Raw genomic sequence first — 15,565 nt, forward strand, 5'->3', positions numbered from 1 at the left:
TCGTTTACGAGAGGGCTATTTTTTCATTATATAATTAATAAAAATCTGACCATTATGCTGTTTCTTTTGTTCCTTTATGCAAATAAAACCTTTCCTTTCAAAGAAAGGTTTTGCTGTAATACTCGCTTCTGTATATATCTCCCTATGCCCCAAGTTCACTGCTTCTTTTTCTAACTTCTGTAGTATGTATGAAGCTATCCCTTTCCCTTGATAGTCTTTATGCGTAAATAAGCGATCTACATAATAATCATCATTATAATCCCCAAATCCCACTATCACACCGTTATGATCCGCTACATAACTAATATTCTTCTCTAAAGACTGTAACCAACTTTCTCTATCTAGTCGATCTGGTGCCCATGCCTGTAGCTGTAACACGTTATAATCTTTTGCATTAATTGTATGAACTGTTTCATAAAACAACTGTAATACTTGTTCTAAATCCTCTTTATGGAATGTTCTAATGATCGTATCTTTTAACATATATGAACCTCCTTACTAAACTATCATTTAACTTTTCTATCATCTAGTATTCAATATTTCTGCTTTATTATATCTTTTTTCTTTCTATATAAACAAAAAACAATACTTATTTCAAAGTATTGTTTTTTGTTTAAAAGCATATTCAATTACCCTATAGATTTAAATTTCATTATTTTAATTTCACTCTTTGCAATCGCAATGCATTTAATACGACCGATACAGAACTAAATGCCATCGCCGCTCCTGCAACCCAAGGTGCTAAGAAACCGAACGCTGCAATCGGGATTCCTAAGCCGTTATAAGCTAATGCCCAGAATAAATTTTGCTTAATATTTCTTATAGTCATTTTACTCATAAAGATTGCATCAGCAATACTATTTAAATCACCACGGATTAACGTAATATCCGCCGCTTCCATCGCTACATCCGTTCCGGTTCCAATTGCCATACCGATATCCGCCGTAGCAAGTGCAGGAGCATCATTTATTCCATCCCCAACCATTGCTACTTTCTTACCTTGAGCTTGAAGTTTTTTCACTTCTTTTGCTTTTCCTTCTGGTAATACTTCTGTAATTACGTGATCAATACCAACTTGCTTAGCGATTGCCTGAGCAGTTTGTATATTATCTCCTGTAATCATAACAACGTCTAGACCCATTTTCTTAAGTCTTGCAATAGCTGCTTTTGAAGTATCTTTTACAGTATCCGCAACAGCAACAATTCCAGCATATTCCTTATCTATCGCAATAAGCATTGCTGTTTTTCCTTCTCGCTCTAGTTCTTCCATTGATTTAGAAACTTCTTCAATATCAATATTAAACTTCTTCATTAATCGGCGTGTACCAATTAATAATTGTTTTCCTTCGACAACCGATTCAATACCAAATCCCGGAATTGCTTCAAACGTTTCTGAACTTGGGATATCAATTCCCTTTTCTTTAATTCCTGCAACAATCGCTTCTGCAAGTGGATGTTCAGAATTTCTTTCTGCTGCACCGACTAATTTTAATATTTCCTTCTCTTCAAATCCGTCTGCTACAATAATATCTGTTAATACTGGTTTTCCATTTGTTACTGTACCCGTTTTGTCTAAAATAATAGTATCTAATCGATGCGTTGCTTCTAAATGCTCTCCACCTTTAAATAAAATACCATACTCAGCTGACCTTCCTGATCCAGCCATAATAGATGTAGGTGTCGCAAGACCTAAAGCACATGGACAAGCAATCACAAGTACTGCAATCATTTTCTCAAGCGCTCCGCCAAAATCACCAGGTGTAACAAATATCATCCACACCGCAAATGTAATAATAGCAATCACAACTACAACTGGTACGAAAATACCAGAAATTTGATCAGCTACCCTTTGAATAGGCGCTTTCGATCCTTGAGCTTCTTCTACTACTTTAATAATTTGAGCTAATGCAGTATCTCTACCTACCTTAGTAGCCTTAACTTTTAAAAATCCATTTTTATTCATTGTAGAACCGATTACTACATCCCAAATTGTTTTATCAACTGGAATACTTTCACCCGTTAACATCGATTCATCAATCGCTGACTTTCCTTCTACAATCTCACCATCTACTGGTATTTTTTCACCAGGCTTTACATAAACGATATCACCAGCTACTACCTCTTCGATTAAAATTTTCATTTCCGTTCCATCTCGCACAACTGTAGCTGTCTTCGCTTGTAAACCCATCAACTTTTTAATTGCTTCTGATGAACGTCCTTTTGCTTTTGCCTCAAATAATTTACCTAAAATAATTAATGTAATAAGTACTGCGCTCGTTTCAAAATATAAATCTGTCATATGTTCCGAAGAACCAATCGACCTAATGCTTAAATACACACTGTAGAAATACGCTGCAGAGGTTCCAAGTGCTACGAGAACATCCATGTTGGCACTTTTATTGCGTAACGCTTTATAAGCACCAATATAAAACTGGCCTCCAATTATAAACTGTACTGGAGTTGCAAGGGCTAGCTGCACCCAAGGGTTCATAAGCATATCAGGTAAATAGATAAACGATGTAAATGAGAAGTGGCTCACCATTGCCCATAATAATGGGAATGATAAAATAAACGAAATAATAAACTTCTTCTTTTGTCGTTCAATTTCTTGTAATCGATGATCCGTTGATGCATCTTGCTCATCTGATTTCACTTCTAATTGATATCCTAGCTTTGTAATCGCACTCTTCATTTCATTTACATTGACTTCATCAGGATTAAAGTCTACTGTTGCCGATTCTAAAGCGAAATTTACTGTCGCTTTATTCACACCCCCCAGCTTATTTAAACGTTTTTCTACTCTATTCGCACAAGCTGCACATGTCATTCCTGAAACAGTAAACTCAGCTTTATCACTTACAATTCCATATCCTAACGATTCAACTTTTTCTTTAAATTGTTGCGGATTTGTTTTTGTCGGATCGTACATTATTTTTGTTTTTTCCAGTGCAAAGTTTACATTTGCATCATGAACACCTTCTACTTTTTTCAGACCTTTTTCAATTCTATTTGCACATGCCGCACATGTCATTCCTGATATTTGAAGATTGGCCTCTTTTTGTTCATTCATGTCTCTCACCTCTATATACCCTTATGAGGTATAATTATTAGCAAAATAAATCGTACTTCGTTTAAAGTACGATTTATTTCCATATCTAAAAATAATTATTGAACATCGTATCCTTGATCTTCGATTACAGCAACGATATCTTTTAGTGTTACGGCAGACGAGTCGATAGTAACTTCAACAGTTCCTTCTGCTAATTGAACCTTCACTTGTTCAACACCGTTTAGCTCTTTCACACTGCTTTCGATAGAATTTACACAATGGCCACAAGACATACCTTCAACTTTTAATGTTAACTGTTCCATTTAAAACCCTCCTCTTGTTCATTCATTGTTTGTTAATCACAACCCTATCTTACCATACCCCCCTAAGGTAATCAATGGTTTTGTATCATGATTTTTCAATTATTTTCTAAAAATTTATTTTATACACAATTTTTCACATCAATACACCTAAGTTCTATATGCGGATAAACAAAAAAACAAGCCAGTTAAATACTAGCTTGTTTTTACGCTTTTGAAAAACGTTCAAATACTGTCATTAATTCTTCAATTGCTTCGTCACCATTACCATCTTTAATAGCTCCTGAAACACAATGACTTGTATGATTTTTGAGAACACCCATTCCTACTTTTTTCATCGCTGCATTAATCGCTGAAATTTGCACTAAAATATCAACGCAGTACCGATCATTTTCAATCATGTTTTGAATACCACGGACTTGCCCTTCAATTCGCTTTAATCTATTTATAATTTGTTCTTTTTCTTTTTCTGATCTATGTGTTACTGATTCATGCTCTTTATGATCCATATTATCACCTTCTCAAAATTTTTCTTCAACCAATAAAACAATTATTTTTACGAGTATACCAATTATAGCATCAAACATCTATGTATGATACCCCACATGAGTATATTTCCACTTTATGATTATTCTTAACAATTTATTGACTTCTCAGTCCCCATTATCATTATACCCTGTCCTTTTTAAAAAAAATCATTACATCTTCCATCAAAACTCAATAAAGAAAAACTTTAATCAGAGGGAGTTTTGTCCATCCCCCTCTGATTATTTTTCCTAACGAATCGGGCTTTTACGGGCAGTTAATGCGGGATAAAATGAAACATTAATAAGCGGGGATTGTCCATCCCCGCTTATTATTCGCCCACAAATGTAACAGTCTCAATCTTCACATATTTAAATTGAAACTTTTTTCTTCCTATATATAATTATTGTTGATCACATACTTTTGTATCATTCACTACAGAAGTTCCTTCAACGGTTACCGTATGAAAACAATCCTTTACTCGGACAGTAACAACATTGTCTTGTCGATCAATGATATGATATTCATTAAAATTTTTATTCAGAGCACTGCGAATTTGTTCTCCTTCATAAATTGGAATACCATGTGATAAAACCCAAATAAGCCCAGCGATAGCAAGAATAGTTTTCATACGATCTACCTCCTTGAGAATATAGTGAACTTTTAATCCGCATTTTTTTAGCTCTACTAATCATGAATTAAATTAACCAAGCTTTTTTAGAAATAAGTTCATTTCGTCTATATTATGTTTATGCTAATTGTGACTGAATTGTGACAACTTTTTGTCTCTTTAGACGAAAAGTTGAAACAAAACTTTCAAAAAGGACAATTCTACTTACAAAAACAAAAGGCTATGAGGAATTTCCCCATAGCCCTTTCTTTGCATTTTATTAAACAATCATTACATGGACGCTTAATGCATCTAATCCCGAAGTAATTGTCCCAATATGAAGATTATGTATATCGCGTACACCTTCTACACATGACTAATAAATCGTAACCCCTTACTTAAAGAAGTCGGCACAACAGATGCATGATTCTCTCCTTCAGCTTCATAAAACTTATACCTAAACTTCTCATGTTTTAATTGAAGTAGACGTTCTGATAATACATTTGCATCTATAACCATGTGCTCTCGTTCCAATGAGCCAACTGTAAGGAATACTCCCGTTTCAAACTTAGCATTATTTAATTCATTTGTAATGTTCCCTTCTTTTTCAAGCACGGATCGGTTATTCCACCAAATAGATGGACTACTTATAAAATAATTTTGAAAGGCATTTACGTTTGTGAATAGTATATGTAAAGCAAATAGACCACCTAAAGAATGTCCAAATAACGTTTGCTTTCCTTTATCAATCTCAAATTCTTTTTCAATTTGTGGTTTCAATTCTTCTTCAATAAAAGTAAAGAAGTTATGCGCTCCCCCTGTTTTAGGCCACGGTTTACCGTCCGGTTTTAACGGGGCATCTTTTGAAATTACACTAGGCGTAAAATCATAGCATCTTTCTTCTCCTGAAAATGCACCTTCAATCGGATAACCAATACCGACTATAATGGCTGGTGAAACACCTGTTTTTTCTGCTCTAACTGATTGTATTTTAACCGCTTCATGGAATGTTTGAAAAAAGGCATTGCCATCTAAGACGTATATGACAGGATATCCTGACGTTGCTGCTGGTTGCTTCGGCTTTGAAATATGAATTTGATATTCTTTATCTTCTAATTTCGAATACATTTTCCACTGTTCTGTATTAGATGTAATAATCTGCTGTTTTTCAATAGTAGTATTCACCCTATATCCCCCCTTTTTAACTTGTTACATATATTTCTACTTTTTCTTCTTGCGATACAACGCTATCGTAGCCGAAACAAACAGGAGAGCCGTTATACGGATCAATCATGACACGCGCATCAATATGAAATACTTCTTTTAATACTTCATTTGTAATGATTTCTTCCGGACTACCAGTTGTAACAATTTCCCCTTCCTTCATTGCAATAATTTCATCTGAAAACCTCGCTGCATGGTTAATATCATGTAGTACCATTACGACTGTACAATTATGTTCTTTATTTAATTTCTCCACAATTTGTAATACATCTAATTGATGAGACATATCAAGGTATGTAGTTGGCTCATCTAACAGCAATACCTCTGTCTCTTGTGCTAAAGCCATCGCTAACCATACCTTTTGTCGTTGACCACCCGATAAATTTGCAATTTGTCTCGTTCGAAATTCAGAAGTTTTCGTTATATCTAGTGCCCAATCAATCATCTCTTTATCTTTTGAAGTTAACTTATTTACGTTATTTCGATGAGGATAACGTCCATAAGAAATTAATTCTTCTACTTTAAGCTCTCCTGGTGCAATTGGAGTTTGTGGAAGTAAAGCTAACTGCTTTGCAATTTCTTTCGTCGGAATTGTATTTAAATCTTGCCCTTGCAAATACACTTTACCGCTTTTTTGTTTTAAAATCCGTCCCATTGTCTTTAACAAAGTTGATTTTCCGCACCCGTTCGGACCTATAATTGTCGTTACTTTTCCTTCTTGTATTTCCACATTTAAATCGCGAAACACGGTAAGCTTTTCATAACTCGTTTCTAAATTTTTTGCACTTAAAATACTCACTTTTATTCCCCCTCTTACGCTTTCGCCTTATAAAGTAAATATAAGAAATACGGTACACCGACAATAGAAATAACAATTCCAACTGGTAACTCTACAGGTGTGAAAACTGTTTTTGCAATAAAATCTGAGGCAATTACAAGAAACATTCCTATTACTCCGCACGTAGGAATTATATGCTTATGCTGAATACCAACAAGTCTTTTCGCTATATGTGGTGCCATTAGTCCGATGAAACCAATACTTCCTGAAACAGCAACGCATGCGCTCACAAGTCCGATACTACTTAATAGTAAAATAGATTTCTCTCTTTCTACCGAAACACCTAAACTTGTAATGCTCGTTTCTTCCAATTGGAATAAATCTAATAGATAAGCTTTCTTTTGTATAAGAGGAATTAATATGATAAGCCACGGCAACATCGCAACAATATACTTCCAGTTCGCACTATATATACTTCCAGACACCCATACTGCAGCCATCTCGAAATCAGTTGACTTCATTTTGAGTGATAAATACATAGAAAAGGCTCCAAATCCTGATCCAATTGCAATCCCTGTTAATAAAAGTCGCTGCGAGTCTAGCTTACCGTTTTTCCAAGAAAACAGATAAATCATTATCGCTGCACCTAATCCACCTATTAAGCCAAACATCGGCATCATCATTATAGAAACCCAGTCTGTGCTCTTTAATTGCCCTTGAAAGAAACACATAAAAATTACGATTGCTGTTCCTGCACCTGCATTTACTCCTAAAATACCTGGATCCGCCAAGCCATTTCTCGTAATCCCTTGAATTACAGCACCCGCAACGCCGAGACCTAATCCTACTAATCCAGCAATTACTATGCGCGGAAGACGAAATTCAAAAATAACTAAATCATGGTCTGGTACTGGATCTATCCTAAGGAGTGTTTTAAATACATCTATAATCGTAATATCAAACGTACCATTCGTTAAACTAATATAAATAGCACATAGTATTAAAAATATAATAATCCCCATCGTCATTCCAAAACGTTGACTTGAACTTTTAAGCATGTCTTTCTCCTCCTCTTGTACGGATTAAATAAAGGAAGAAAGGAATCCCAATTAAAGATGTTACGACTCCAATTGGCGTTTCAAATGGATAATTTACAAATCTACTTAAAACATCACATAACGCTAAGAAAACGCCACCAATAACACCTGCACATGGCAATATCCACTTATAATCTACCCCAATTAAAAAGCGAGTAATATGCGGAATAATTAAACCTACAAAACCAACTTTCCCCACTAAAGCAACTGCTGTTCCCGTTAAAAAAATAACTGATAAAATAGCCATCGCTTTAACTAGCTTTGTACGCTGCCCTAGATTAATAGAAACTTCTTCTCCTAAAGAAAGAATAGTAATAGATTTTGATATTAACAGCGCTAAAACTATTCCAATTATCCCAAAAGGTATCGTGATTTTAATAATATTCGGGTCCACTTGATCTAATTTTGCATTAAACCAAAAGCTAACATTTTGAGAAATTTGGAAATATGAAGCCATTGCAGCAGATACACTACTTAAAAATGTTCCAATAACTGTTCCGATAATTGCTAACCTAACTGGTGATAAGCCATTTTGAAGGAGCGAACCAAAGCCAAACACGATACCGGCTCCTAGTGCAGAACCAATCATTGAACATAAAACCATACCAATTGATGACATTCCCGGAAGAAAAATCATACAAATTGTAATAACAAAGGCTGCCCCATCCGTCACACCCATAATAGAAGGGGATGCAAGATAGTTTCTTGTCATCCCCTGCATAAGTGATCCTGATATGGCTAGAAATGCTCCGACTAAAAGAGCTGCAACTACCCTTGGTAAACGTGAAGTAATAATAATATTATGATTTACATCACTTGAATCAAAATGAAATAATGCATTCCACACTGTTTCAGCATCAATGTTTTTCGCACCATATAAAACAGAAAGTATAACGATAATTAAAATCAATATGGGTGCTATACATAAAATGGTTACTGGTACTGCATTCGTTTTCTGCATATCATTCAACGCACCTTACTTATTGTATTATTTAGATAAATTTTTCACTGCTTCTTTTAAGAATGCTGTTTTACTCCAAGCTGTACCACCTTGTGCCATTGGATCTACAACGTTTACAAATACTTTCTTTTCTTTCGCAGCATTCATACTTTGCCAAATTGGATTGCTTTCAATTTCTTCTAGCACTTTCGGGTTTTTATTTTCACTTGCCTCATATTGTAAGAAAATATAATCTGGGTTAAGTTCAGCAAGTTTTTCAAATGAAATTTTCTCTTGTGCTTTTACAGCTTTAAGTTGTTCTGGAGCAGTTAGTCCAAGATCTTTATAAATCACAGGGTTAAAGTATACTCCTTCTGGATATAGGAATAATTCGTTTGCTCTTAGTCTTATAACAAGTACTTTTTTATCTTTTAACTTATCTCCTAGTTTTGCTTTTGCTTTTTCAGCGTCCGCATTGTAATCTTTAATAATTTTTTCTGCTTTATCTTTTTTACCAGTTAGTTCTCCCATTAGCTTTAAGTTATCTTCCCAATCTGTTGAAACATGTGATACTGGGAACGTCGGAGCTACTTTCGTAAACTTTTCAGCTGTTTCTGCTGGAAATTTCGTACTAGATGTAATAACATCTGGTTTTAATTGAAGCAATGTTTCAAAGTTCGGTTGCATCTTTTCACCTACAGATTTTGCACCCTCTAATTCTTTTTCAAGATACTTTGGTAATTTACCGCCTACAGTAATTGCACCAACTGGTTTAATTCCAAGTACTGCCGCATCTTCCATTGACTCTAAACTAGCCGTCGCAATTTTATCTACTTTTGCTGGTACTGTATATTCTTTACCTAAATATGTAATTTTTCGCGTTTCATCTTTTTTCGTTTCCGTAGCTTTTGTTTGTTGCTTTTGTTCCCCAGAAGTGTTGTCTGCACTATTACATGCTGCCAAACCTACACTTAAAACTGTTACCATCCCTAATGTAAATAATTTCTTGTTCATATTGATATATCTCCTCTCGAAATCTTTAAATATATTATTCCAACAACTAAACTTAATTATATGAAACATAACCTTCATCTATATTTCACATCATTAACAAATCTATGTAAAATGAAGATTCATCCTCGTTCACTTCCCCTAGTATGAAATTATTTGCCGTTCCCACCAACGATAACTATTATCATTGATAATGATTATCGTTATTAAGTATATATTTAATATTTAATTATTTCAAGAATGATTTGAAAAATTTTAACAAACTGAACAAAAAAAGAAGTATCTCCTTTTCTCAGGAAGATACTTCTTTTTTTAGAAATCCATATGTAATTCAACCGGACAATGGTCGGATCCCATTATTTCACTATTAATTTTCGCATCGGTAATTTTATGTTTTAGCCTTTCAGAAATTACAAAGTAGTCTAAGCGCCACCCGATATTTTTCGCTCTTGCTCCCATACGGTATGACCACCATGAATATGCGCCTTCTTGCTCAGGGTATAAAAAGCGATATGTATCAACAAAGCCTTCCTCTAAAATATTTGTAAACTTCTCTCTTTCTTCATCCGAAAAACCAGGATTTTTCCGATTGCTTTTCGGATTTTTCAAATCGATTTCTTTATGGGCAACATTTAGATCACCACAGAAAATAACTGGTTTCTTTTTATCTAATCGCTTTATATAGGCCCTGAAATCATCTTCCCATTTCATTCTGTAATCTAAACGTTCTAATCCCCGTTTTGAATTTGGTGTATATAGCGTTATCATGTGAAAATCTTCAAATTCTAATGTAATAACGCGTCCTTCTTGATCATGTTCTTCAATCCCTAAACCGTATGTAACAGAAAGCGGTTCTTTTTTCGTGAAAATAGCCGTTCCTGAATAACCTTTTTTCACAGCATAATTCCAATATGTATAATATCCCTCGGGATTTAAATCAATTTGTCCACTTTGTAATTTAATTTCTTGTAGACAAAATATATCTGCATTGGATTCCTCAAGATATTCTAAAAAACCACCCCTCGCGATAACTGCACGCAAACCATTTACATTCCATGAAATTAACTTCACTTATAGTCCTCCTCTTGATGTTCACTTTCAAAGTTCATGCTAACACAAAATAGATAACCTATCATAGTTTCATCTTTGTAATCTTGCTCTTACATTTATGAATACGTACATACGCACATGATTCAGGTTATACTAATTTCAGAGGTGATGATCTTTGCAAAATGAAGAGTTTACGCTAACAAGTGAGCATTGGCAAGCTATTATTCATAATGATTCTTCCTATGATAACAAATTCTTTTATGCTGTGAAATCAACCGGGATTTTTTGCCGGCCATCATGCAAATCAAGAATACCGAATAAAAACAACGTACGAATTTTTCTAAACGCAGAGCAGGCATTGCATGAAAACTTTCGTCCGTGCAAACGTTGTAAACCAAATGGGATTGCTTTGCCTAATGAAGAGTGGGTAAAACAAATTAAAGACTATATTGAAAAGCATTATGACGAAGAGTTAACTCTCGACACACTCGCAGAAATGTGCCACGGTAGCCCATTTCATTTACAACGCACTTTCAAAAGATTGATAGGGAAAAGTCCAATAGAATATTTACAGCAAATCAGGATTGTTAAAGCGGCAGAATACCTTTCACATACAAATCAATCTATCAAGGAAATTAGCACTGCTGTTGGGATAGAAAACCCAGAGTATTTCGCAACTTTATTTAAAAAGAAAACCGAATTTACTCCTACTGAATATCGAAAAAAGAACGGAACAAAAGAGGTATGAAATAATGAAACCATATGAAAGTAAAACTATATATTGGACATTGCTTATTCATAAACATTGGCGTATGCATATTGCAGCTACTTCAAATGGATTATGCTTTATCGGATCGCAAAATGAAACTTTTGAAGAACTAAATACGTGGGCTAGCAAAAAACTGCCACAACATACATTCATCCAAAATCCAGATTATCTGCAAACATATACAAAAGAACTTATCGAGTATTTGGAAACCAAACTAGAAACCTTTACAATTCCTATCGATGTTTACGGAACTGCATTTCAATTATCTGTTTGGAATATGGTACGTGAAATTCCTTATGGAAAGACATATTCTTATTCAGAAATCGCGGAAAGCATTCAAAAACCTACAGCTGTGCGTGCCGTTGCTACTGCTATTGCCGCCAATCCCCTTCTCATTACAATTCCTTGCCATCGTGTTATAGGAAAAGATGGAAAACTGACTGGTTTTAGAGGAGGATTAGAAATGAAGAAAGAATTGCTTACATTAGAAACGTTACAGGTGGAACCTATATGACCGAACTTAGCTATGACTCATTAACTTTAACTGTTCCGAAAGAATTTAGTTTTCAAGAAAACTTGCGCTATCTATCACGTTCTAACAATGAATGTATGTTTCACATTGAAGATGACAAAATCTATAAAGTCATCCCTGTTCAAGATGTAAATCCTTTAATTGAAGTTAGCATGAATACTGATGGCAATATTCAAGTACGTTTTTTAGGAGAATTATATATCTCTGAAAAATGGATATGCGATGCTGTAGCTAACTATGTAAAAGAGTGGTTTGATTTAACTACTGATTTAGCTCCCTTTTATAAATTAGCTATACATGACCCACTCCTTCAAGGTCCTATTCAAGAGTATTATGGGCTTCGCACATTAGGTATTCCAGATTTATTTGAAGCACTTTCCTGGGGAATTATCGGTCAACAAATTAACCTCACATATGCCTATACTCTAAAAAGAAGATTAGTCGAACAATTCGGAAATTATGTAGAATGGCACGATAGAAAACATTGGATATTCCCATCACCTGACACAATTGCAAATCTACATGTAGAAGATCTCAAAAAATTAAAAATGACAACTAGAAAATGTGAATATTTAATCGGTATCGCGGAGCTTATTGCAGAAGGGAAACTATCAAAAGAATCTTTACTACAAACACAGGATATAAAGATTGCCGAAAAACAATTAACTGCTATCTATGGTATAGGACCGTGGACTGCCAACTATGTTTTAATGCGCTGTTTACGATTTCCTTCAGCTTTTCCAATTGATGATGTTGGTTTGCATAATGCAATTAAATTTATAACAGGTTCCGAAAGTAAACCGACTAAAAATGAAATAAAAGATTTTGCAGCAAATTGGATAAACTGGGAGTCTTACGCCACTTTTTATTTGTGGCGAATACTATACTAAACAACCAAGTAGCACATCCGTACTACTTGGTTGTTTTTTTAAGCTTGTTCTTCAAACCTTCTTGCGATTTCTACAATAACTTGAACGGCTTTTTCCATAGTATCTACCGAAACATACTCAAATTTTCCGTGATAGTTTTCACCACCAGTGAAAATATTCGGCGTTGGTAATCCCATATACGATAATTGTGATCCATCTGTTCCACCACGAATTGGATGGATGTTCGGTTCGATATTTAAACTTTTCATCGCTTCATATGCAATATCAACAATTTCTCGCACTGGTTCAATTTTTTCAAGCATGTTATAGTACTGATCATTCATCTCTAAAACAATCGCATCTTCACCGTACTTCTCTTTCATGTTTTTCACAATATCTTTAATGTTATTTTTACGCGCTTCAAAATGATCACGATCAAAATCTCGAATAATATAGTAAGCTTTACTTTGCTCGACATCACCATTTAAAGAAAGCAAATGATAGAATCCTTCATAGCCTTCCGTATATTCTGGTGCATCTTCTACTGGTAAATGCCCATTAAACTCCATAGCAAGTTTAGTTGCGTTACGCATTTTATTTTTCGCTGTTCCAGGATGTGTATTCGTTCCGTTAAATGTTAACTTAGCACCTGCAGCATTAAAACTTTCATACTCTAAACCACCTAATGGACCTCCATCCATCGTGTAAGCAAATGATGCACCAAACGCTTCTACATCAAAATGCGCTGGCCCACGACCAATTTCTTCATCCGGTGTAAATGCTACTCTTATTTTCCCGTGCTTAATTTGCGGATTATGTATTAAATAGTTCATTGCAACCATAATTTCTGTAAGACCAGCTTTATCATCTGCTCCTAGAAGTGTTGTACCATCAGTTGTAATAATGGTATGTCCTTTATATGATGGTAATTCCGGGAACTGCTCTGGTGTTAACACAACATTTAACTCTTCATTTAACGTAATTGCATTACCATCAAAATTTTCATGAATTTGTGGTTTTACGTTTTTCCCTGTAAAATCTGTTGCTGTGTCTAAATGAGCTAAAAACCCTATTACAGGAACATCCTTATCTGTATTAGCAGGCAGTGTTGCCATTACGTAACCATTATCATCCATCGTCACTTCTGATAACCCGATCTCTTTTAACTCTGTCACTAATAACTTACCAAACTCAATTTGACCTGGTGTTGTAGGCACTGTATGACTTTCTTCATTTGATTGTGTATCAATCTTTACATATCTCGTAAATCTTTCAATAAGTTCTTGTTTCAAATTCGTTCACTCCTTTTATAGTTCTCTCTCTATTATAATCCTTAAAACGAAATATTTTAACTTTTTTGACTGTGAAAATATATATCCATTTACATTTTTAATAAATTATAAAAAGACATAATATTTGTACATTGAAATTCAAACATGTAATATACATCATTATATATTGGGAGGTTTTAAAGATGAGGCTAACTCTCTTTCGCTATTTTCTTTTTTTCCTAGGATTAATTTTCTTTGGACTTGGAAATGCTCTTGCAGTCAAAGTTAAATTCCTCGGTTTACACCCTTGGGAAGTTTTAAATATGGCTCTCTACCAACGATTTGGGTGGACAATTGGTACGTGGAGTGTCATATGTGGATTATGTCTCGTTCTTATCTCTTTACTAGTAGATCGAAAATATATAAACGTGGGCACATTTTTAAATGCACTACTTATCGGTCCTATTATGGACTTTTTCTTACAATCAAAAATCCTTCCAAACGCTAGTGATTATTTATGGATAAACTTACTCATTTTATTTTCTGGTATTGCAATTACAGGAATTGGGGGCGGCATGTACGTTGCGGCTGGTATTGGTGCTGGACCCCGCGATGGATTCATGCTTACCATTTCTGACAAAACTGGGTTATCTATTAGCCGTGCTCGAATCATTGTAGAATGCTTTGTACTAGTCATTGGATACATGCTAGGAGGTCCTGTTTTTATCGTAACTTTTCTATACACTTTTATTCAAAGTCCAATATTCCAGCATTCATTTAAGGTATTTCAAAAACTCTTACATACTTTAAATAACAAAAACAAAGAACATATTAGTGAAAATATTTAAAACTCAACTTAATACAAAAGAGTGTGTTTTAAAGGTAATTTTTAAAACACACTCCATATACCCCATTTCATTCTTCTTTCCATACTCTCTCTACATTCATTAATTGCTCTTCTTTAAATTCTAGCTTATATATATCCGGTTTGGATGTATTCATTAAAAATTCAAGTCCATATTGATTATCAAAATAGTTCATCATTAGTGTCATTACAAGCCCATGTGTACCAATTACAATTTTATGTCCTTGAAAATTCATTAATATTTCTTTTAACACTTTCACTACCCTTCTCTGACAATCCGCATATGACTCTCCATCCGTCAGTGCATATTTTGGATTAAAAAACATCTCCTTTACAAGTGGGTACACTTCCTTATCCGATATAATTTTATCTTCATTTGAAAACTTACACTCTTTAAGATTTTCATATACTAATATTTCTTTTTCATGTAGATTTGCTGACTCTTCTATCGTTAACATAGCCCTCTTATACGGACTTGAAATGAAAGTATTAATTCCCTCTGTTTTTAATATCTCAGTTACTCTTTGAGCATCTAAAATTCCCTTCTCAGTTAATCCACGTGTTCTTTCATTTCCTTCTAATTTTGGCGATTCACCATGCCTAACCATATAGATATATGTATTCATAATTCCTCCTTAAAAATATTTATAAGTTA

17 protein-coding genes are annotated in these 15,565 nt (G+C 34.4%); 4 read left to right on the forward strand and 13 right to left on the reverse strand.

Going from position 1 to position 15,565, the window contains the following annotated elements:
• Positions 1 to 15: 15 nt before the first annotated feature.
• The 11 genes from BAQ49_RS19620 to BAQ49_RS19670 form a co-directional block, all read right to left on the reverse strand.
• Positions 16 to 483 carry a GNAT family N-acetyltransferase gene (locus BAQ49_RS19620; RefSeq protein WP_071746718.1) on the reverse strand — a complete coding sequence of 156 codons (468 nt, stop codon included), beginning with the start codon at positions 481 to 483 and terminating at the stop codon, positions 16 to 18.
• 169 nt (positions 484 to 652) lie between these two features.
• Complete coding sequence (locus BAQ49_RS19625) at positions 653 to 3,070, reverse strand: heavy metal translocating P-type ATPase (RefSeq protein WP_071746719.1); 2,418 nt, start codon at positions 3,068 to 3,070, stop codon at positions 653 to 655.
• A 95-nt stretch (positions 3,071 to 3,165) separates the two neighbouring features.
• Positions 3,166 to 3,372: a copper chaperone CopZ gene (gene copZ, locus BAQ49_RS19630; RefSeq protein ID WP_002014669.1), complete on the reverse strand. Its 207-nt coding sequence runs from the start codon at positions 3,370 to 3,372 to the stop codon at positions 3,166 to 3,168.
• A gap of 203 nt (positions 3,373 to 3,575) precedes the next feature.
• Positions 3,576 to 3,878 (reverse strand): metal-sensing transcriptional repressor, encoded by a 303-nt coding sequence (locus BAQ49_RS19635; protein WP_000349641.1) that lies wholly within the window; start codon positions 3,876 to 3,878, stop codon positions 3,576 to 3,578.
• A gap of 419 nt (positions 3,879 to 4,297) precedes the next feature.
• Positions 4,298 to 4,525, reverse strand: a complete 228-nt coding sequence (locus BAQ49_RS19640; RefSeq protein WP_071746720.1) for a hypothetical protein — start codon at positions 4,523 to 4,525, stop codon at positions 4,298 to 4,300.
• 345 nt (positions 4,526 to 4,870) lie between these two features.
• Entirely contained in the window at positions 4,871 to 5,689 is an 819-nt protein-coding gene (locus tag BAQ49_RS19645) for an alpha/beta hydrolase (protein WP_071746721.1), read from the reverse strand.
• Positions 5,690 to 5,705: 16 nt separating this feature from the next.
• The gene (locus BAQ49_RS19650; protein ID WP_000025778.1) at positions 5,706 to 6,527 is read right to left on the reverse strand and encodes an ABC transporter ATP-binding protein; all 822 of its coding nucleotides are present in this window, start codon (positions 6,525 to 6,527) and stop codon (positions 5,706 to 5,708) included.
• Positions 6,528 to 6,541: 14 nt separating this feature from the next.
• Positions 6,542 to 7,564 carry a FecCD family ABC transporter permease gene (locus tag BAQ49_RS19655; protein WP_071746722.1) on the reverse strand — a complete coding sequence of 341 codons (1,023 nt, stop codon included), beginning with the start codon at positions 7,562 to 7,564 and terminating at the stop codon, positions 6,542 to 6,544.
• Complete coding sequence (locus BAQ49_RS19660; RefSeq protein WP_071746723.1) at positions 7,557 to 8,564, reverse strand: FecCD family ABC transporter permease; 1,008 nt, start codon at positions 8,562 to 8,564, stop codon at positions 7,557 to 7,559. The genes BAQ49_RS19655 and BAQ49_RS19660 overlap by 8 nt, the downstream gene beginning before the upstream one ends.
• A gap of 27 nt (positions 8,565 to 8,591) precedes the next feature.
• A complete protein-coding gene (locus BAQ49_RS19665) occupies positions 8,592 to 9,557 on the reverse strand; it encodes an iron-hydroxamate ABC transporter substrate-binding protein (protein ID WP_071746724.1) in 966 nt (321 codons plus the stop codon).
• Positions 9,558 to 9,866: 309 nt separating this feature from the next.
• The gene (locus BAQ49_RS19670; protein WP_071746725.1) at positions 9,867 to 10,625 is read right to left on the reverse strand and encodes an exodeoxyribonuclease III; all 759 of its coding nucleotides are present in this window, start codon (positions 10,623 to 10,625) and stop codon (positions 9,867 to 9,869) included.
• Between the two features lie 154 nt (positions 10,626 to 10,779).
• Here BAQ49_RS19670 and BAQ49_RS19675 point away from each other — a divergent pair, with 154 nt between their 5' ends.
• Genes BAQ49_RS19675 through BAQ49_RS19685 form a run of 3 tightly spaced genes read left to right on the forward strand, consistent with a single transcriptional unit; the run spans position 10,780 to position 12,795 of the window.
• Positions 10,780 to 11,352 (forward strand): bifunctional transcriptional activator/DNA repair enzyme AdaA, encoded by a 573-nt coding sequence (locus BAQ49_RS19675; protein ID WP_071746726.1) that lies wholly within the window; start codon positions 10,780 to 10,782, stop codon positions 11,350 to 11,352.
• Between the two features lie 4 nt (positions 11,353 to 11,356).
• Positions 11,357 to 11,887 carry a methylated-DNA--[protein]-cysteine S-methyltransferase gene (locus tag BAQ49_RS19680; protein ID WP_071746727.1) on the forward strand — a complete coding sequence of 177 codons (531 nt, stop codon included), beginning with the start codon at positions 11,357 to 11,359 and terminating at the stop codon, positions 11,885 to 11,887.
• On the forward strand, positions 11,884 to 12,795 hold the full coding sequence (locus BAQ49_RS19685) for a DNA-3-methyladenine glycosylase family protein (RefSeq protein WP_071746728.1): 912 nt from the start codon (positions 11,884 to 11,886) through the stop codon (positions 12,793 to 12,795). The genes BAQ49_RS19680 and BAQ49_RS19685 overlap by 4 nt, the downstream gene beginning before the upstream one ends.
• Positions 12,796 to 12,833: 38 nt before the next feature.
• On the opposite strand, the gene pepT is transcribed toward BAQ49_RS19685, so the two are convergent.
• On the reverse strand, positions 12,834 to 14,066 hold the full coding sequence (pepT, locus tag BAQ49_RS19690) for a peptidase T (RefSeq protein ID WP_071746729.1): 1,233 nt from the start codon (positions 14,064 to 14,066) through the stop codon (positions 12,834 to 12,836).
• 182 nt (positions 14,067 to 14,248) lie between these two features.
• Between pepT and BAQ49_RS19695 the strand changes: the two genes are divergently transcribed.
• Positions 14,249 to 14,893, forward strand: a complete 645-nt coding sequence (locus BAQ49_RS19695) for a YczE/YyaS/YitT family protein (RefSeq protein ID WP_071746730.1) — start codon at positions 14,249 to 14,251, stop codon at positions 14,891 to 14,893.
• Positions 14,894 to 14,960: 67 nt separating this feature from the next.
• On the opposite strand, the gene BAQ49_RS19700 is transcribed toward BAQ49_RS19695, so the two are convergent.
• Entirely contained in the window at positions 14,961 to 15,536 is a 576-nt protein-coding gene (locus tag BAQ49_RS19700) for a histidine phosphatase family protein (RefSeq protein ID WP_071746731.1), read from the reverse strand.
• Positions 15,537 to 15,565 lie beyond the last annotated feature (29 nt).

The sequence above is a fragment of the Bacillus proteolyticus genome (genome assembly GCF_001884065.1).
In the GTDB taxonomy this organism is placed as follows: domain Bacteria; phylum Bacillota; class Bacilli; order Bacillales; family Bacillaceae_G; genus Bacillus_A; species Bacillus_A proteolyticus.

Excerpts from the sequence above, each read along its gene's own strand:
- BAQ49_RS19665 (WP_071746724.1), bottom strand. The coding sequence starts at position 9,557 with ATGAACAAGAAATTATTTACATTAGGGATGGTAACAGTTTTAAGTGTA.
- BAQ49_RS19640 (WP_071746720.1), bottom strand. The coding sequence starts at position 4,525 with ATGAAAACTATTCTTGCTATCGCTGGGCTTATTTGGGTTTTATCACAT.
- copZ (WP_002014669.1), bottom strand. The coding sequence starts at position 3,372 with ATGGAACAGTTAACATTAAAAGTTGAAGGTATGTCTTGTGGCCATTGT.
- BAQ49_RS19680 (WP_071746727.1), top strand. The coding sequence starts at position 11,357 with ATGAAACCATATGAAAGTAAAACTATATATTGGACATTGCTTATTCAT.
- BAQ49_RS19625 (WP_071746719.1), bottom strand. The coding sequence starts at position 3,070 with ATGAATGAACAAAAAGAGGCCAATCTTCAAATATCAGGAATGACATGT.
- BAQ49_RS19695 (WP_071746730.1), top strand. The coding sequence starts at position 14,249 with ATGAGGCTAACTCTCTTTCGCTATTTTCTTTTTTTCCTAGGATTAATT.
- BAQ49_RS19685 (WP_071746728.1), top strand. The coding sequence starts at position 11,884 with ATGACCGAACTTAGCTATGACTCATTAACTTTAACTGTTCCGAAAGAA.
- BAQ49_RS19660 (WP_071746723.1), bottom strand. The coding sequence starts at position 8,564 with ATGCAGAAAACGAATGCAGTACCAGTAACCATTTTATGTATAGCACCC.
- BAQ49_RS19635 (WP_000349641.1), bottom strand. The coding sequence starts at position 3,878 with ATGGATCATAAAGAGCATGAATCAGTAACACATAGATCAGAAAAAGAA.
- BAQ49_RS19655 (WP_071746722.1), bottom strand. The coding sequence starts at position 7,564 with ATGCTTAAAAGTTCAAGTCAACGTTTTGGAATGACGATGGGGATTATT.
- BAQ49_RS19700 (WP_071746731.1), bottom strand. The coding sequence starts at position 15,536 with ATGAATACATATATCTATATGGTTAGGCATGGTGAATCGCCAAAATTA.
- BAQ49_RS19620 (WP_071746718.1), bottom strand. The coding sequence starts at position 483 with ATGTTAAAAGATACGATCATTAGAACATTCCATAAAGAGGATTTAGAA.